Source organism: Helicobacter pylori (genome assembly GCF_030062585.1).
GTDB lineage: Bacteria > Campylobacterota > Campylobacteria > Campylobacterales > Helicobacteraceae > Helicobacter > Helicobacter pylori_CN.
The window spans coordinates 1,564,358-1,584,392 of record NZ_CP071935.1; the positions used below are offsets into that span (position 1 = coordinate 1,564,358).

The 20,035-nt window shown below is 40.0% G+C and carries 8 protein-coding genes; 5 read left to right on the forward strand and 3 right to left on the reverse strand.

The window, feature by feature from the left end; genetic code table 11:
- Positions 1-211 precede the first annotated feature (211 nt).
- On the reverse strand, positions 212-7,399 hold the full coding sequence (locus tag J5F42_RS07545) for a vacuolating cytotoxin domain-containing protein (RefSeq protein ID WP_283491325.1): 7,188 nt from the start codon (positions 7,397-7,399) through the stop codon (positions 212-214).
- Between the two features lie 79 nt (positions 7,400-7,478).
- The gene (gene gap / locus J5F42_RS07550; RefSeq protein WP_283491326.1) at positions 7,479-8,477 is read right to left on the reverse strand and encodes a type I glyceraldehyde-3-phosphate dehydrogenase; all 999 of its coding nucleotides are present in this window, start codon (positions 8,475-8,477) and stop codon (positions 7,479-7,481) included.
- Positions 8,478-8,621: 144 nt separating this feature from the next.
- On the opposite strand from gap, the gene J5F42_RS07555 reads away from it, so the two are divergent.
- From J5F42_RS07555 to hofG, 5 genes are all read left to right on the forward strand, one after another.
- Entirely contained in the window at positions 8,622-9,314 is a 693-nt protein-coding gene (locus J5F42_RS07555; protein WP_097699430.1) for a Bax inhibitor-1/YccA family protein, read from the forward strand.
- Between the two features lie 98 nt (positions 9,315-9,412).
- A complete protein-coding gene (carB, locus tag J5F42_RS07560) occupies positions 9,413-12,670 on the forward strand; it encodes a carbamoyl-phosphate synthase large subunit (protein WP_283491327.1) in 3,258 nt (1,085 codons plus the stop codon).
- A 4-nt stretch (positions 12,671-12,674) separates the two neighbouring features.
- On the forward strand, positions 12,675-13,106 hold the full coding sequence (locus J5F42_RS07565; protein WP_078250636.1) for a Sua5 YciO YrdC YwlC family protein: 432 nt from the start codon (positions 12,675-12,677) through the stop codon (positions 13,104-13,106).
- Between the two features lie 182 nt (positions 13,107-13,288).
- Positions 13,289-15,730, forward strand: coding sequence for a TonB-dependent receptor domain-containing protein (locus tag J5F42_RS07570; protein WP_283491328.1), 2,442 nt, complete (start codon positions 13,289-13,291; stop codon positions 15,728-15,730).
- Positions 15,731-16,060: 330 nt separating this feature from the next.
- Positions 16,061-17,605: an outer membrane beta-barrel protein HofG gene (gene hofG, locus J5F42_RS07575; RefSeq protein ID WP_097699926.1), complete on the forward strand. Its 1,545-nt coding sequence runs from the start codon at positions 16,061-16,063 to the stop codon at positions 17,603-17,605.
- A gap of 827 nt (positions 17,606-18,432) precedes the next feature.
- Here the strand turns inward: hofG and alpB are convergent.
- On the reverse strand, positions 18,433-20,028 hold the full coding sequence (gene alpB / locus J5F42_RS07580) for a Hop family adhesin AlpB (RefSeq protein ID WP_283491329.1): 1,596 nt from the start codon (positions 20,026-20,028) through the stop codon (positions 18,433-18,435).
- Positions 20,029-20,035 lie beyond the last annotated feature (7 nt).

Genomic DNA, 20,035 nt, shown 5'->3' on the forward strand with positions numbered 1-20,035 from the left:
CTTGTTTCAGCAAGGGCTTTTAAAAAGCCGCTTGNACGGCATGACTGATAGAATATTCAAACCCCACGCTCGCATACGCCCCATTTTCTTCAGCGATACAATAAGATAAAAACAAAGGTAAAAAGAATGATGAATGTAATAAGGCTTTTGGAAATTGCATGGTTGATCCTGCTATGAATTGGGCTTGTTAAAAATAGGTTTAATGATACCATTAAAAAGCATAGCGCATACCAATATTTCCGGTAATATTAATATCTTTATAATCAAGCCCAAACCTAGCCCCAATGCCCGCATTCACATAAAAGGTTTTGAATAACCTTAGCTCCCCGCCTGTGATAATGCTGGCAAAAGTGTTGTATCTGCCGCCATCTCTATAGCTTAGGGTGTTGTTACCAATAAAACGCACCATTTTATCCCCCATAGAATTAATGAATAAGTCTCTGCCCACATCCGCAATCACAAAATAATAAGAGTTTTTATTGAAGTAGTGCCGACTTTCTAGGGCAAAATTGATCGTTAGAACGGATTTTTTATTGGGGTCAGCATTGGCTCTGAATTGATTGTAAATAGGATCATCCATAATACCCCTTAAACCAGACAAACCAATGTAATAATAGCTTAAGCCTACTTGGGGTTTAAAAATAACGCTTTTATCTTTAAACATGAAATCATAGCCGTAATTGATTTTAGCGTCAGTCGTCCAGGTGTCGTATTTGTAAGACTGATTGATGATTGAGAGTAGGGGGTCATAAGAGTTGATGAAAGTCTTATTGTATCCCCAAGTCTCATTCAAGCTCATCGTTAATTCGCTTCTTTTGATAAACGCTCGGCTATAAACACCCATATTGACATTGCTAGAGCCTGATTGCGTGATGTTTGCATGAAACCCGCTATACCCATAAGCGGCATAACCCCCCACAATCACGCCCTTAATAAATCGGTCATACCCTACATTGATACCATATAAAGTCCCAGTGCCTCCATTAATAAAACTAGCCCCTCCAACTCCTGTCGCCCACACATTATTTTTGACTCTGTTTCTTTGAGAGTATTTTAAAATCACATCCATAGCGTTAGGGATCGCATCAGCGAATCGCTTGTTTTTAAGGGCTTCTAAGCGTTCCAAGAAATCAGAACGAGCGAAAGTTGAAGTGTCAGAGAGCTTGGCCAAACGGCTCATTTGTTGCGTGTAGGTATTGATCTGTAAAATATTAGTGGCGTCATTTTTAAAATCAGGGTTAGCGATGACTTCTAAAGTGTTAGCAATATCTCCAGCGATTGTGGTTAAATCTTTTGTGGAGTGGCTCTCTAAATAATAGGGAGCGAATAAAGGGCTTCCCTTAGTTTCAAAGATTTTATTGAGCCAATCAATCGCTTGGTTGCCTCCAGCTTGATCAATACTATCCACGCTTTGAACGCCCTGAATTTGAGCGATATATTGTTTTAAAGTGGGGGCTTGTAGGTTATTGATAGGATCATTAGAAACAGCGATTTTCACTTTATTATAAAGAATGGAAGTGTAAATATATTGATTTTGAGAGTCTTTAAAGCCCACAACTAAACCGCCATCTTTAATATTCACGGCTTGCCCGTTATAGGTTAAGCCGTTGCCAGTCATCACCATGTGCTTGCCATTAATGTCAATGAGCGTGTAAAGCTTAAGGTAATTATCTAGGCTGCTGCCTCCTGTGATTTGGTTGTTATACCCGTAATAAATGGCTTTAGCGCTATCAATAAGCGTGTAAGTGCCTGTTTCTTTTGAAGAAGTGTTGAATTGGATTAAGGGGTTATTGTTATTAGCCATGATTGTCGCTGCACCTTGAGCGTTGATAATAGCATGGCTAGCTGAATGGCTAAGGTTAAACACCAAATCGCCATAGCTGTTAAAATTCCCCATGACATTCAAGCCGCTAGCGTTAGTGCTTAGAGTCGCTTGTTGGTTTAAGGTGAAATTACCATTAATGTTAGCCGTAGAGTTAGAGGCGTTGTTAAAAGCGTTAGTGATCGTTAAATTATTGGCTTGCAAGGTCGCGTTTTCATTGAGATTGAGCGTGCCTATAACGCTATTATTTCTTACTTGAGACAAATCAATAGCCCCATTAGAGGTGATTGCGCCTAAAAAAGTGAAGTTATTAGCGCGCACGCTTAAAGATTCATTGGTGGGGGTTACGCTGGAGTTTGTAGAAGAGCTGTTTTTGGTTGTAGGGCAACTGGCTAAATTGACACAAATTTCTCCTTTTTGAACGCTCACGTTATTCAAACCCGCATTAAGGCTTAAGCCATTCGTAGCGTTTAGGGTGGTGATATTGATATTAGAAACACCATTAGAAGCAAAAATCAATGCGCCTTGATACTTGCTAAAGTCAATCGTATTATCGCCATTAAAAATAATAGACTTGTTGGCGACAAAATTCAAACTGCCCCCTGTAGCGTTGCTAAAAGAGCTGTTATTGACAAAAACATAGCCATTGCTTAAAAAGTTAAAATACCCTTTTTGCCAAAAATCATGCAAGCCTCTAGGCGATAAAAGAGCGCCTAAATCGTTTTCTTTGAGCGCGTTTTGTAAAGAGGGCGGCAACACGCTCCCTAAACCTTGATTATAAACGCCGCTCAACCCGCCTTGAGAAATAATATTATTGATGATATTGCTCACTAAGCCTTGACTTTCTAGCTTTTTGACCACATCTTGTCCTAAAAACTCGTTCAACAAGTCGTTCGCTACCACGCCGATGTCTTTTTGCAGGCTTGTAGGGGGGTTAGTAATATCCTTTAAAATCACGCTTAAAATAGAGCTTAATTCAGAAGCGTCTATATACCCACCGATAAAATTCAAAAGCCCTTTATCGTCTAGCATGCTTTTTAAAGACTGCTTAGCAAGGTAGTTTTCTATGATGGATGGGGTAACAAAATTACCAAAAATGCTTAGTTTTTTACTGATAATGTTTTGGATTTCATTCATGACTCCACTATTATTCAATAAATTGTCTAAGTTATTTTGACCTATAAGTTGGCCTAAGGTTTCATCTTGCAAGCTAGCGGGTAATTCCTTACTCAAAGGGCTTAGAGCGTTTTCTATAAAGTTCCCTAAACCTCCGGCTTGCTTGATTTTTTCCATAGCCACTTGACTGAGAACATTCGCTAAATTCCCTTGATTAAAGATTTTATCAATCCCTTCTTGACCCAAAAGATTAAAGATATTGTCTGTAGCCTGAGCTTCTATATTAGCTTTATTCAACACTAAGTTATTAGCGCTTTGAAAGGTTACATCCGCGCTCCCTCCGCTTTCAAAAGCGTTACCACTTCCAATTGTCCCGGTAATATAAATGCTTTTAGCTTTAAAATCAGCGTTAATGTAGCCCAAATAAGGGGAAGTTGAGCCTAATAATTGCCCCAAGTAAGTGTTCCTAAAAGAAGAACAAGTGGTGCTATCTAGCACGCAAGGACTGCTATAGCCATTGCCCCCAAACCATATAGAGCTGGTAGAGTTTGTAACATTATCTTGGGTAGCGCCTATAACGAGATTCCCGTTATTAAAGGTTTGATTGATGTTGTCAGTCAAATGGTTGATCGTTTCTAGGAGCGCTTGCTTTTGCGTTTGGGTGATTTTAATTTTATCCAAGAGTTGCAACACTTCATTGATGTTAGTGATATTGTCTAATTGGTTGGATTCAATCATTTCTTTTAAGGTAGCGGAATTTTGAGAAAGGATCCCTAAAAGCGTTTTTAAATTCTCGCTAGAAAAACCCTTATTGTAGATATTTAAACTATTCAAAGGTTGGTTAAACGGGCTATAAGTGCCTGGGGCTTGAGGCGTTTGAGAGCCTTTAGGGGTGAAAAGACCTTTAATATTGCTTGTCAAGTAATAAGTGCCTGCTTGATTGTCGCTATAATCATAACTATAGCCGGTAGGATTTTGCTTAGAAGCTTGGTAATTATAAAGCTCAGGGGCGATATTAAAAATAGTGTTGGAAGCCGAGTTGGGGTTATTTAAAACTTCTATGGTTAAATCCCCATTTTTAATGCTCTCTTGAATGATTTGAGAAGAATTGAGAGGGTTTATAAACGACCAAGTTTGGATGTTGTTATTGTCGCTATAAGTAGCGTTTTGGATTTTCATGCCATAAAAAAGGATTTTTTCATAGCCATTAGCCCCACTAATGCCAGTAATCCCTTTTTGAGCGTTTAGGATGTTGTAGGTTACAGATTTTGTAATGTTATCAAAAATATTGATGTCAGATAAATTAATATCCCCATTACTCCCTAAAACAAACTGCCCGCTAACGCTCATTAAAGCCTTAGTCAAAGAGGGCGCATAACCATTAAAATTTAACGCTCCATTAGCCGTAAGGTTATTAAAATTCAATGAACTTGCGCTGTCAAAATTAAAGCTTGCTGTATCAATAGTCGTGTTGCCTCCAAAATCAGCCTGGCTTGCGCCTTGAAAATTGATATTAGCGTTTAAAGAGCTTGTGTTATTCGCTGATAAAACGCTATCGTCTAAATTAATAGTGGTGTTGTTTGAAAAACTAGCGCTAGAAGCGTTGAGCTTACTGCTAGCGTTAAGACTGAGTGTCCCGCCATTAAAAAAGAGGCTATTAAAGGCCGCTTGACTCCCATTATAAATATTGAGACTCGCTTGATTGTTAAAGGTGCTCGTGCCATTCGCGTTCAAAACGCTTTGATTGTCTAAACTTAAATTAGAATTATTGTCAAGCGTTAAAGAATTTTTAAAAGCGGCTTGACTTTTATTGCCAAGCGTGATATTAGCGTTGTTTTGCAAGGTTGTATCGCCATTAAAGTTCAGTAAACTTTGAGAGCTGAGCGTAAAATTCGTGTTGCCTAAAAGCTGTGTGGTAGCGTTAAAATTGCTTGTCCCCCTAGAATACAAAACATTAAAAACCGCTTGCGTGTTATTGAAAATAAGGCTATTAGCCTGCAAATTATAAACCGCTCCCCCATTCAAACGAGAATTGATAAAGCTTAAAGAATTAGAAGCGTTAGCGCTGATAACGCTTGATCCTCCAGGGTTTGTAAAGCCGCTGAACGAAGCGTTAGAAAACGAAATATTCTTAGCGCTAAAACTGAATTTCCCCCAAGTCATATCGCTAAAACTGGAATTGGTTACACTGATATTATTTAGAGCGTCAAAAGCGGCATAGGAATGCTGACTGGCCCCCGTTTGAATCATTTTAGTAACGGTTTCAGCGTCATTATAATTCAAGCCATCCATAGTGATGTTATCGCTTGCTTTAAAGGTAATATTCGCTCCCCCACCATCTGAATTTGAAACGCCTTCACCGGTTTTAAAATTATTGGTCAAGTAAATGTTAGCCGCATTAAAAGTCCCAGTAATATAACCAAAGCCTCCATGCCCTATCCAAATCAACCCATTATCATTCGCGCTCTCTGTGTCATTCCCTATGATCAAAGTGCCATTGTTAGCATTGACGCCAAAACTTCTCCCAAACAAATTGGCTGTATAAGTGCTGAGCGTGTTGCCGCTTTGACCGCTCTGTCCTGAAAGGTTAGGATCGATATAATAAACCCCTTTGTTTGAGTAAGTTTGATTTTGGAGGTTATAGACTCCATTCCACACATTCGTTGTGGGTAAATTTTGAGTAGGGGGTGTGGGTGGAACTTTATTAGGGGGAGTGTTTTGTGCTGTGTGTTTTGTGGGAGTGGGTGCATGGCTTGGTGTGGGGTTGGCATGCTTAGCGTTAGCTATCGCTTGTTCTAATCCCTCTTGTTCAGTATTAAAAGCGTTTTCATCGTTTTGTAAGGTTTGTTCATCTTGTTGTTCTTTGCTTTGCGCTTGATTGAAAGCTTGTTCATTAAAGCCTGTGGTGGAGTTGGCTAATTGTTTGATTTGAGCTAAATCTTTTTCTAACGCTTGTTCATCTTGAGCGATTTGTTGGTTGGTGTTTTCTAAATTCTGAGCGTCTTTAGCGATAGTGGGATTTTTGCTTTGAGTGTAGCTTGTATCGTTGCTTGCGATCTTATTATCACTAGTAGCGTTATTTAAAGCAGTTTGGGAGTTGGTTACATCCTCTTGATAGGTTTGTTGGGCTTGTTGTTGTAAATCGTCTCCTAAAAATTGGGTAATAATGGATTGTTTGTTAAAGGTTTCTTGTAAGGTTTCATCTTGCCCATTAATGTCAAAGGTTACATCATAAGTGTTATTGCCCACTTCAACATGGCTGATGGCTTTATCGCCCTTATAGTTGATTAGATCCCACAAATAGCTTTGATAAACCCCATACTGGATCGCTCCGTTTGTAGTGAGAATGTCATAGGTTTGGTTGCTATTAAGGGTTTGATTGAGGTTAAAGATCGCACCAGAATTAAAAGACACACTACCTTTAAGGTTAGCAAAAGGCGAACTTGAATTTAAAGTGTTAATGCCTGAGAAACTCACCTTGCTAGTATTAAAGCTATAAGTGCCTTGATTGAAGGTGTCGTTATTAAAGCTAGTATTGTTACTAAAATCATAAGTCCCTTGATTGAAAGTGCTGTTTTCAAAAGTGGATTGGGCGCTATTAAAGTGATAAGTCCCTTGATTGAAACTACTATTATCAAAGCTTGAACTTGCGCTGTTACTAAAGTTATAAGTGCCTTGATTGAAGTTCGTTTGATTGAAGGAGATAGTGCTATTATTGTTATTACCGCTGAAACTAAAGCCCCCATTCGTGTCATCTTTAAAGCTAGAGCCACTGACCTTGATATTCGAGCCTTTAAAATTCATGTAAGATTTTTGCGTCCCTGCATCGCTGTTATCAAAACTCGCTTGATTGATAGTGAGGTTATTAGTTGCATTAAAATTGAGCGTGGCCCCACCACCATCAGCGTATGAGTTTCCGGTTGTTAAATGGCTGGTCAAGTAAATGTTAGCCGCATCATAAGTGCCTGTGATATAGCCGACATCACCTCCATTAATACCTGTGCCTCCAAAGCGGATATTCCCTCCCACATTAAGCGTGCCACCATTGAATTTTTGCGTGAAACTAGCCCCACCAGCGCTATAAGTGGTAAGAGTGTTTAAATAATAAGTCCCAGAGCCTTGAGCACTACTAAAAAGGCAATAAGAGTTGTGCGTGGGTGAATTAGGACCGCTTTCAATATTATCTTGATAACTCCAAGTCGACCATGACCAATAAGTGCATTCGTTAGCCCTTAGGTGAGATAATCCCCCCAACGCTCCTATCAATAAAACCGAAGCTTTTAAAAAAGATTTGTTTTTATTAAAGGGCTTTTTAATGGATTTTGTTTTTTTATGGCGTTTTAAGGGCTTTTCACGCTTTAAGATTTGATTCAATTTGAAAATTTTCTTTGAGATCTTATTCAATTTGAAAAATCCCTTTGAAATAAACCTAGAAATCAATCTGGCCTTTTTAAACGCCATTAAAACTCCAATCGTTTTTATTAAATCCCACATTATACAATTTGATGTTAAACAAACTCAAAAAGATTCGCAAAATGACTTAATAATGATACATAAACTGCACCATATCCACCAAACGATTAGAATACCCCCATTCATTATCATACCACCCCATGATTTTGACCATATTCTCTAGCGTGAAAGTCAAATCGGGCGCGATGATGACGCTGCTAGGGTTAGAAATGAAATCAGAACTCACCCTTTCTTTTAAATCTATCTCTAACACGCCTTTTAAAACCCCTTTGGAAGCTTCCATCAATAAATCATTGATCGGATCTTTAAAGGCCTTTTTTTCTAAAAATAAACTCAAATCTATCATGGACACATCAAGGCTAGGCACCCTCACGCTATGCCCATGCATTTTATTTTTGAGATTGGGTAACACTTTATGCAAGGCTAGAGCGGCTTTAGTGGTGGTGGGGATAATGTTGCTTGCAGCCGCTCTGGAGCGCCGTTTATCCAAAGGGTGGGCTAAATCAATGAGTTTTTGATCGCTTGTATAACTATGAATGGTCGTTAGCATGCCTTCTTTAATGCCAAAAGCTTTATCTAAAATCGTGCAAATGGGCGCGATAGCGTTAGTCGTGCAAGAGGCGTTAGAAACAATGGTTTGGTTTTGATAGAGAGAATGATTGACCCCATACACTAAAGTGGGGTATTGTTTTTCATCGTATTCGCCCATAAAAGGAGCGGATAACAACACCTTTTTAGCCCCAAGCAAAAGGTAATTTTCTAGCGTTTTAGGCTCTAAAAACTTCCCTGAACACTCTATGATAACACCCACGCCTTTCAAGTCTTTGATGCTATTAAAAACAGGGATTTCTAACGAGCCGATAATAAGCTTACCATTAGAGTAACGCGCCTCTTTATTAAGCAACCCATGCACGCTGTCATGCTCTAAAAGATAAGCGAGAATTTCCCAATTAGCAGGGTCATTGATGCCTATCACTTCTAGTTGAGGGTTTGTATCATTGCGCTCTAAAATCGCTCTTAAAACGCATCTCCCAATGCGGCCAAATCCATTGATAAAAATTTTCATCGTAACTATTATCCTATTTTCAGACTTCAATTTCAATTTTAGGGGGTTTTGTTTGGTATTTTACTACATTTTGCGCTATTATATTGGACCTAGCTATAGGGTTAATTAAAATTATTTATTGAGTTGAAATTCAAGGAGTAAAACATGGCATTGTATGACAGAGCTAATTCTCGTAATGCGTATGCAGAAGATTCTTTATTGCATGAAAGCGAGCTGGTGGGTTTTGTTAAAACGACTTACAAGTTCTTTGCGGGCAGTTTGTTATTAGCGACTATTGGGGCGTTACTAGGTTTAATGAACTTTCAAGCCGTAGTGCAGTATAAGTGGGTATTTTTTATCGCTGAAATTGTGGCGTTTTTTGGTTTGATGTTTTCTAAATCTAAACCCGGATTGAATTTGTTCATGCTGTTTGCTTTCACTTCATTATCAGGGGTTACTCTAGTGCCTTTGTTGGGTATGGTGATTGCAAAAGCTGGTTTAGGAGCGATTTGGCAGGCTTTGGGCATGACAACTATTGTTTTTGGTTTGATGAGCGTGTATGCCCTTAAAACTAAAAACGATCTAGCGAATATGGGTAAAATGCTCTTTATCGCTTTGATTGTGGTGGTGGTGTGTTCGCTCATTAACTTGTTTTTGGGTAGCCCCATGTTCCAGGTTGTCATTGCGGGAGCGAGCGCGATTTTATTCAGTCTTTACATCGCTTATGATACTCAAAACATCGTTAAAGGCATGTATGATAGCCCCATTGATGCGGCGGTAAGCTTGTATTTAGACTTTTTGAATGTCTTCATTTCTATCCTGCAAATCATTGGTATTTTTTCAGACAGAGACAAATAGTTTGAAAAAATAGGGGGGGACGCCACGCAAAAACCTAACAAAAAATACTTTAAAATATTGATAACGCTTCGTTGATATTCTTTCTTTAAGGATTAGTTATGCCTAAACGCACCGATATTTCTAACATTCTACTGATAGGCTCAGGCCCTATTGTGATCGGGCAAGCTTGTGAGTTTGACTACTCAGGGACTCAAAGTTGTAAAACCTTAAAATCTTTAGGTTATAGAGTGATCTTAATCAATTCTAACCCAGCCACCGTGATGACTGACCCTGAATTTTCTCATCAAACTTATATCCAGCCCATCACCCCAGAAAATATCGCCGCTATCATCAAAAAAGAAAAGATTGACGCTATTTTACCCACAATGGGCGGGCAAACCGCTTTGAATGCAGTCATGCAGATGCACCAAAAGGGCATGTTAGAAGGCGTGGAGCTTTTAGGGGCTAAGATTGAAGCGATTAAGAAAGGCGAAGACAGGCAGGCTTTCAAAGAAGCGATGTTAAAAATCGGGATGGATTTGCCTAAAGGGCGTTACGCTTATAGCGAGTTAGAAGCCCTAGAAGCCATTAATGAAATTGGCTTTCCAGCCATTATTAGAGCGAGTTTCACTCTGGCGGGGGGAGGGAGTGGGGTCGCTTATAATATTGAAGAGTTTCAAGAATTGGCTAAAAACGCCCTAGACGCTTCGCCCATTAATGAAATTTTGATTGAAGAGTCCTTATTGGGGTGGAAAGAATACGAAATGGAGGTCATACGAGACAACAAGGATAATTGCATCATTGTATGCTGTATTGAAAACATTGACCCCATGGGCGTTCATACCGGCGATAGCATCACCATCGCTCCAAGCCTCACCTTAACCGATAAAGAATACCAACGCATGCGCGATGCGAGCTTTGCGATTTTGAGAGAAATTGGCGTGGATACGGGCGGGAGTAATGTGCAATTTGCGATCCACCCAGAGACTTTAAGAATGGTTGTGATTGAAATGAACCCACGAGTGAGCCGCAGCTCCGCACTAGCTTCAAAAGCGACCGGGTTTCCCATTGCAAAAGTCGCTACCATGCTTGCGGTGGGTTTTAGCTTAGATGAAATCAAAAACGATATTACCAACACTCCGGCGAGTTTTGAGCCTAGTTTGGATTATATCGTGGTGAAAATCCCTCGCTTTGCGTTTGAAAAATTTGCCGGTGTTTCTAGCACTTTAGGGACTTCTATGAAAAGCATTGGCGAAGTGATGGCGATAGGGGGGAATTTCTTAGAAGCCTTACAAAAAGCGTTATGCTCTTTGGAAAATAATTGGCTAGGGTTTGAATCGTTAAGCAAAGATTTAGAAGCGATAAAAAAGGAAATCCGCCGGCCCAATCCCAAGCGCTTGCTCTATATCGCTGATGCGTTCAGGCTCGGCGTTTGTGTTGATGAAGTGTTTGAATTATGCCAGATTGACAGGTGGTTTTTATCTCAAATTCAAAAGCTAGTCAAAGCAGAAGAGGGCATCAATTCTAGCGTTTTAACGGATGCCAAAAAATTGAGAGGGCTTAAAAATTTAGGCTTTAGCGATGCCATGATTGCCGCTAAAATCAAAGAAAATGAAAATTTAGAGGTCAGCCCTTTTGAAGTGGAATTAGCTAGATCTAATTTACAAATCGCGTCCAATTTTGAAGAAGTGGACACTTGCGCGGCGGAGTTTTTATCGCTCACGCCTTATTTGTATTCCACTTATGCCCCTAATCCTTTGCCCCCTATTGAAAACAAACAAGAAAAACAAGAAAAGAAAATCCTAATCATAGGCTCTGGGCCTAACCGCATCGGTCAAGGCATTGAATTTGATTATTGTTGCGTGCATGCGAGCTTTGCTTTGAAAGATTTAAACATTAAAAGCGTCATGCTCAATTGCAATCCAGAAACGGTTAGCACAGATTATGATACCAGTGATACGCTCTATTTTGAACCCATTCATTTTGAGTGCGTGAAAAGCATCATTCAAAGGGAGCGCGTGGATGGCATCATCGTGCATTTTGGGGGACAAACCCCTTTAAAACTCGCTAAAGATCTAGCTAAAATGCAAGCCCCTATTATTGGCACGCCTTTTAAGGTGATTGATATTGCTGAAGACAGGGAAAAATTTTCCCTCTTTTTAAAAGAGCTTGACATCAAGCAGCCCAAAAATGGCATGGCTAAGAGCGTTGATGAAGCCTATAGTATCGCTAATGTGATTGGTTTCCCTATCATTGTGCGCCCTAGTTATGTGCTAGGCGGCCAACACATGCAAATTTTAGAAAATATTGAAGAACTGCGCCATTATTTAGAAAGCGTTACGCATGCTTTAGAGATTAGCCCTAAAAATCCGCTCCTCATTGATAAGTTTTTAGAAAAAGCGGTGGAATTAGATGTGGATGTTATTTGCGATAAAAAAGAGGTCTATATTGCCGGCATTTTACAGCATATTGAAGAAGCCGGAATCCATTCAGGCGACTCTGCATGCTTTATCCCTTCCACTTTAAGGGCTGAAATTTTAGATGAAATTGAGCGAGTGAGCGCGAAAATCGCTCTGCATCTAGGCGTAGTAGGGCTATTGAATATCCAATTTGCTGTTTATGAAAATTCGCTGTATTTGATTGAAGTCAATCCCAGAGCCAGCCGGACCGTGCCTTTTTTAAGCAAGGCTTTAGGCGTTCCTTTAGCCAAAGTGGCGACTAGGGTTATGGTGCTAGAAGACTTGAAAGAAGCCCTGAAGTTTTATGATAAAAAAAATATCGTAGAATATTCTAAAGGCGTTTATAAGCCTAAAATGCCCCATTTTGTGGCTTTAAAAGAAGCGGTTTTCCCTTTTAATAAACTTTATGGATCGGATTTGATTTTAGGGCCTGAGATGAAAAGCACCGGCGAAGTGATGGGGATTGCTAGATCTTTAGGGCTTGCATTTTTCAAGGCTCAAACGGCTTGCTTTAACCCCATTAAAAACAAGGGGCTTATTTTTGTTTCTATTAAAGATAAGGATAAAGAAGAAGCATGCGTTTTAATGAAGCGATTGGTTGAATTGGGTTTTAAACTGTGCGCCACAGAAGGCACGCATAAAGCTTTGGAAAAAGCTGGGGTGAAATCTTTAAAAGTGCTTAAAATCTCTGAGGGCCGCCCCAATATCATGGATTTGATGATGAATGGGGAAATCAGCATGGCTATCAACACCAGCGATCACAAATCTCAAGATGACGCCAAACTCATACGCGCTTCTGTGCTTAAAAACCATGTGAGTTATTTCACGACTTTAAGCGCGATAGAAGTCTTACTTTTAGCGTTAGAAGAAAGCTCTCAAAAAGACGAATTACTAGCCTTACAAGATTATTTAAAGTAGTCTGATGGCGTTAGTGTATTTGGCTCAAAGCGATACCACGATAGGACTGCTTTCTAAAGACAGCGAAAAGCTCAACGCCTTAAAAGGCCGCCCTAAAAACCAAAGCGTTTTAATAGAAAGCACTGATTTTAGCACCTTAAAAAGTCTGGTGCGCGCGCCTAACGCTTTTAAAAACCTCATTAGAAGAAGCGCTAAAACCACTTTTATTTACCCTAACTCTAAAGCCGTTCGTGTGATTAGGGGCAGACATGGGGATTTTTTAAAGCGTTTTAAAACGCTTTATAGCACCTCAGCCAACCTCACCCAATGCGCTTATGATAAAGAAATCGCTTCCAATCTCGCTGATGTGATTGTGAGCGATGAAAGGGGTTTGTTTGAAAGCGCTAGTTCTAAAATATTTAGGCTTTATAAAAATAAAAAAGTGAGAATAAGATAAAATTACCCTTTATTATTTCGCATTCTGCGCGCTTTGAAAGGGGTTTTTTGGGATTTTTCTAAAAGTTTATCATTTGTTTATCAAAAATGGCTAGCTCTTTTAAGGCGATTGTAATATTTTTTTGATTATAATAACACCTTTATTTTTTAAGAGAAATTATTATCATATTTAGGATTTTAAGAATGAATGACAAGCGTTTTAGGAAATATTGTAGTTTTTCTATTTTTTTGTCCTTATTAGGCATGTTTGAATTGGAGGCTAAAGAAGAAGAAAAAGAAGAAAAAAGACAGAAAGAAAAAAAAGATAAGAACGCCCAACACACTCTGGGTAAAGTTACCACTCAAGCGGCTAAAATCTTTAATTACAACAACCAGACAACCATTTCAAGTAAGGAATTAGAAAGAAGGCAAGCCAACCAAATCAGCGACATGTTTAGAAGAAACCCCAATATCAATGTGGGCGGAGGCGCGGTGATAGCGCAAAAAATTTATGTGCGCGGTATTGAAGACAGATTGGCTCGGGTTACGGTGGATGGCGCGGCGCAAATGGGCGCAAGCTATGGGCATCAAGGCAATACGATTATTGACCCTGGAATGCTCAAAAGCGTGGTGGTTACTAAGGGGGCGGCTCAAGCGAGCGCGGGGCCTATGGCTTTGATTGGTGCGATCAAAATGGAGACTAGGAGCGCGAGCGATTTTATCCCTAAAGGTAAAGACTACGCTATGAGTGGGGCTGCAACTTTTTTAACCAACTTTGGGGACAGGGAAACCATTATGGGCGCTTATCGTAACCATCATTTTGATGCGCTTTTGTATTACACGCACCAAAATATTTTCTATTATCGTGATGGGGATAATGCGATGAAAAATCTTTTTGACCCTAAAGCGGATAATAAAGTTACAGGGAGTCCTAGCGAGCAAAACAATGTGATGGCTAAGATCAATGGCTATTTGAGCGAAAGGGATACTTTAACGCTCAGTTACAACATGACTAGAGATAACGCTAACCGCCCTTTAAGAGCGAATTTTACCGGCACTTTTTTACCCTATTCTTGCGGCGATTTCAACGCTTTCCCTAACGAACAAAACCCTGATGATTGCTTGTTTGAAAATGACGCCAGTTTGTTTAAAACTTATAGCGTCAATTTAGTGCATAATGTGAGTTTGAATTATGAAAGGGAAGGGGGGAGCCGTTTTGGTGATCCTAAATTAAAAATCAATGGCTATACGAGTATCAGGAATGTCCAAATTGATCCGCTTTTTAGGCCTAACGATATAGCGGCTATCATCCCTTTCACCCCAAATCCGCAACTCTCTCAAAATGAAGAAAATGAATGCGTGGCGCAAGGGGGCATTTATGACGCTCTTAAACAAACCTGCTCTATCACTTTTAAAAGCCTTGGAGGGGGTTCTGTGGTGGCTAATAAAAATTTATTCATCATCAATTCTGGGTTTAATGCGAATGTGATCCACACCATAGATCATAAGAATGACAATCTTTTGGAATACGGGTTGAATTACCAAAACTTAACCACTTTTGATAAAGCGATCCCTAATAGCGAATTAGTCAAACCGGGCGATGCCCCTGACGCATGCTTAAGGGTTATGGGCCCTAATGATCCCAACATGAACGGGCGCTGCCAACGAAATGGCGCTACGGCGAATGTGGTTGGGGTGTATGTGCAAGCGAATTACACCTTGCATCCTATGGTAACTTTAGGGGCAGGGACTCGTTATGATGTCTATACTTTAGTGGATAAAGACTGGCAATTGCACATAACCCAAGGGTTTAGCCCGAGCGCGGCTTTAAATGTCTCGCCTTTAGAAAATTTGAATTTCAGGCTTTCTTACGCGTATGTAACCAGAGGCCCTATGCCTGGAGGTTTGGTGTGGATGCGTCAAGACAATTTGCGCTATAACCGCAATTTAAAGCCAGAAATTGGGCAAAATGCGGAATTTAACACCGAATACAGCAGTCAGTATTTTGATTTTAGAGCCGCCGGTTTTGTCCAATTGATTTCTAATTATATCAACCAATTTTCTTCAACGCTTTTTGTAACTAATTTGCCCGCGCAAGATATTATTTATGTGCCGGGTTATGAAGTTTCAGGGACGGCTAAATACAAGGGCTTTTCTTTAGGCTTGAGCGTGGCGCGATCATGGCCTTCTTTAAAGGGGCGCTTGATCGCTGATGTGTATGAATTGGCGGCTACAACCGGCAATGTGTTTATTTTAACGGCAAGCTATACAATCCCACGCACAGGCCTTAGCATCACTTGGCTTTCACGCTTTGTTACGGATTTGAGTTATTGCTCTTATAGCCCCTATCGCAACGGCCCTACGGATATTGACAGACGGCCTAGTAATTGCCCTAAAACGCCCGGGATTTTTCATGTGCATAAACCGGGTTATGGGGTGAGCAGTTTCTTTATCACTTACAAGCCCACTTACAAAAAACTCAAAGGGTTGAGCCTGAATGCGGTGTTTAACAATGTTTTTAACCAACAATATATTGATCAAGCAAGCCCGGTGATGAGCCCTGATGAGCCTAATCAAGACAAATACGCAAGGGGCATGGCAGAACCTGGCTTTAACGCTAGGTTTGAAATTTCCTATAAGTTTTAAAATTTGAGCGCGTGGGGGGCTATTTTCTTTGAAGCGATTAAAGAAGCGAAGAAATAAAAACGCCCGCGCAAAAACAAAAAAGGAGGGTTAAAAGAAACGAGAATTTCATGCGTAATAAGCCCAATCAAAAATAACGCATTCTTTAAAAGTAACAAACATATGATTTTAATCCTTTAATTTTAAACCAATTTACAATGAGGGGTTATTTTTTGTAAAATAAGGTTGCGGATTTTAATTAATATTTTAACTTCATGCTATTTTTTTTTTTTTTTTGATTATAATTATAATCTCAATAAGAAAAATCATACAATTAAGTTCAGGGAGAGTTTAATGAAACAAGAAAAGTATTTTCTGACTTCTTCTTTATCGCTTTTATCGTTTTTATTGTGTCCTGTAGAAGCTTTTGATTATCGGTTTAGTGGTCGTGTGGAGAACTTTTCTAAGATTGGTTTTAACAATTCTCAAATCAATACCAAAAAAGGGATTTATCCTACCGAAAGTTTTATAGATATTGTAACTTTAGCGCAAGTTAAAGTCAATTTACTCCCTAAAGGCATCGAAAACCACAGGCTCTCTGTTTCTTTGGGTGGGGCGATTGCAGCCATTCCTTACGATAAGACTAAATATTATATTAACCAGGCTAACGGGAAAGTTTTTGGCTCAATTGTGGAGAATTTCATTGGGGGCTATCATGGATACTTTTTTAACAAGTATCTTGGCCCTGCTTATGCGGGGACTTCTCAATCAGCGAGCTATCATGCAAGGCCTTATGTGGTGGATACCGCTTTTTTACGATACGATTACAAAGACATTTTTGGGTTTAAAGCGGGGCGTTATGAAGCGAATATTGATTTTATGAGCGGTTCGAATCAGGGGTGGGAAGTGTATTATCAGCCCTATAAGACTGAGACGCAAAAATTAAGGTTTTGGTGGTGGAGCTCTTTTGGGAGAGGTTTGGCGTTTAACTCTTGGATTTATGAGTTTTTTGCGACCGTGCCTTATTTGAAAAAGGGAGGCAATCCTAGTAACAGCAACGATTTTATCAATTATGGCTGGCATGGGATCACCACGACTTATTCTTATAAAGGTTTAGACGCTCAATTTTTTTATTATTTTGCGCCTAAGACTTATAACGCTCCTGGTTTTAAGCTAGTCTATGACACGAACAGGAATTTTGAAAATGTAGGCTTTCGCTCTCAAAGCATGATCATGACAACCTTTCCTTTATACTATAGGGGGTGGTATAACCCAGAGACAAACACTTATAGTTTAGAAGACAGCACGCCCCATGGATCGTTGTTGGGGAGGAATGGCGTTACTTTGAATATCCGCCAGGTTTTTTGGTGGGATAATTTCAACTGGTCCATTGGCTTTTATAACACCTTTGGCAATTCAGACGCTTTTTTAGGCTCTCACACGATGCCAAGGGGGAATAACACTTCCTATATCGGTAGTGAAATCTCCATAACGACTAGGCATGCCGGAATGATTGGCTATGATTTTTGGGATAATACGGCTTATGATGGGCTGGCTGATGCGATCACTAACGCGAACACTTTCACTTTTTACACTTCGGTTGGAGGGATCCATAAGCGTTTTGCATGGCATGTTTTTGGGCGCGTCTCTCATGCGAATAAAAATGCGTTAGGGCAAGTGGGGAGGGCTAATGAATATTCCTTGCAATTCAATGCGAGCTATGCGTTCACTGAATCGGTTCTCCTTAACTTTAGGATCACTTATTATGGTGCTAGGATCAATAAAGGCTATCAAGCAGGGTATTTTGGAGCGCCCAAATTCAATAACCCTGATGGCGATTTTAGTGCTAATTACCAAGACAGAAGTTACATGATGACCAACCTCACGCTGAAGTTTTGATTTTCAATCAAATCGCAGCAAGTTAAAAACACTCCAAAGTATTTTTTAAAATCTGAGTATAAAAGACTTTGTGCAAAGCTAGTTTTGTGAAGTGATCAAACGCTAAAGCGATTGGGCTTCCTAGGCTGATGTTGGAGGAGAGTTTGGTTCTTGTTCTGTGTGCCTAATGGATTTTACAGAGTTTGAGCTCCAACGCATTCCTTACAGCTCTCACGCATCATATCTATAAAGGCGTAACTTTGCACGCTTCCTACGCTAGATGCAAATGTATGGGGGTGTTATACTGCAAATTAGCGGTATTCACCCCAAACACTAAAGATGTTTAGGATTTCTGCTTGGGGGTTTTAAAAGCGGTTTTCTTGGGTTAGGGGGATTTAGTTGTGGGGGTTGTGGGGGAAAATACTTCCTATCCCCTTAAAAAATGGGTTTTACCATAAAATTTAGAACCACAAAACAAAGTTTTAAACCACAGAAATCCTAAATATCTTTAGCGTTTGAACGCTTTTACCATTAAAGCGTTCTTGGGGGATAATCTCAATATTTGACAACATTTGATAAATATTTTGGGTTGTTTTTCTAAGTATAAAAATTTTGAAGCGCTAAAGCTTTTTAAAAGTTTTTAATCAAGCGTTTTAAAATCTCAATAAGCCTTGAGCGTTAAGCTTTTTGTGAGTGGTAGCTTTTAATCAAGCGTTTTTATTTTTAAGCGTTCTTTTAGGGGGGATAATCTCAATATTTGACAACATTTGATAGGGATTTTAGGTTATTTTTAAAGTGGGGGGGTTATAAAAAGTTCGTTCAAAGCCTATAAAAGGCCTTGAGCTTTTTTAGAAGGCGTAGCCATAGACCCAATACACGCTATAAGGGCGGAAGTATTTCACTTCAGCGCCACCAGCTTTATAATAAGTGTTGTAAATCGTAGGGATTTGCACGCCGATTTCTATAGAATGCTGGTTATGGCTTTTCAAGTCTTTTTTCAAGATACCAAAGTTCATGCGTAAGCCCACATCAAACAAGAATTGGAATTTTGTCGCTGTAGGTCTGCTCGCAAGCTGAGGGCTATTTTTTAGCGTGCTGATGTAAGTATCCCCTGCGAGTTGGATCCCCCCAAAGAAGCCCGCATTAAGACTTCGGCTACCAAAAGAGCGGCTAAACACATTGTAAAGCACATCAGTCCCCACCCCATAAGTGAGCAGATTGACTTGATTGTAAGTGGGGCCATTACCCACGCCCGCACCGTTATAGCTGAAGAAGCCGTAGTAGCGTAAGCCCACATTCTTGTTTTCCCCGAAGAATTGCTTATAACCGATTTTAGTGATAAACCCGTTAAACGCATTCACTTGAGAGCTGTTACCGGCAGCGAAATTCCCAAGCCATGGGTTAGCTTTAAGCTCGTTATTCAAAGCGCTAACTTTAGCCAAAGTGTTTGTGGTGTTGTTTAACAGTTGGGTAGAGCGCGCTTGATCAATATTCCCGCCATAGCTCACTTGATAGCCGGTTGAATTGCTGATGTTAGCGTTGTTAGCTAGCGTTAAAGCGTTTTGAGAATTATTGACGATGTTTTGCACCAAGCTAGTGAATTCCTTAGCGCTCAAATCGTTCCCAGCGTTAGCGGAGTTGAAAACATGTTGCGCTAAAGCGGCATCCAAAAACGCTGCGGCAGCCCCGCTATCACCGCTTGGCCCCATAGTGATTGAAGCTTGCTTTAGGATATAAGCGATTTGTTGGGCGGTAACACCATTTCCATAAGCTTGATTAGTGTTGTTTTGAAAAATCCCACCCGCTTGGTTGTTGGCGTTTAAGAAGGAGTTCATGTAAGTCAAATAAACGCTAGCGGTGTTAAGCTCACTGAGCTGATTGGAGAGATTAGCGCTCGTGGTGTTGTTGTTGCCTTGAAAGATATTCTTGCTGATGTTTTGACTCAAAGTTTTGATAGAGCTAACCATTTCGTTATAAAGAGTCAGGTTACCTTGGAAACAAGGGCTAGTAGAGCTACCACTAGTAGTAGCGGCTGCGGTCGCACCATTAGCGGTTGTGCCGTTACTACCACATTGACGGATATTGTTAGTGTTCAAAGTAGGATACAAATCAATCAAATTGCCCAATTGGTTCATAAAAAGGTTGCCCAAAGTCCCGGCGACATTGCCTCCTGTGCCTGCAATGTTGATATTGGTGTTGTTTGTCGTATTAGAGTTTAACAAGCCGGCTAATTCTTCGGCTTTGATTTTACCCGGGTTTTTCACTTGTTGGACCACCTGACCTAATTCATACCCAAAGGTCATAAAGCCCCCATCTTCTTCAGCGCCCACTGGATTGAAGCTCAAGCTTAACGCTAGGCTTAAAGGGGCTAAGAATCTTACTTTTTGAGATTGTGTCATTAAATTTTCCTTAATCATTTTGAATGGCTTTAAATTTTGTTTCATGTTTGTC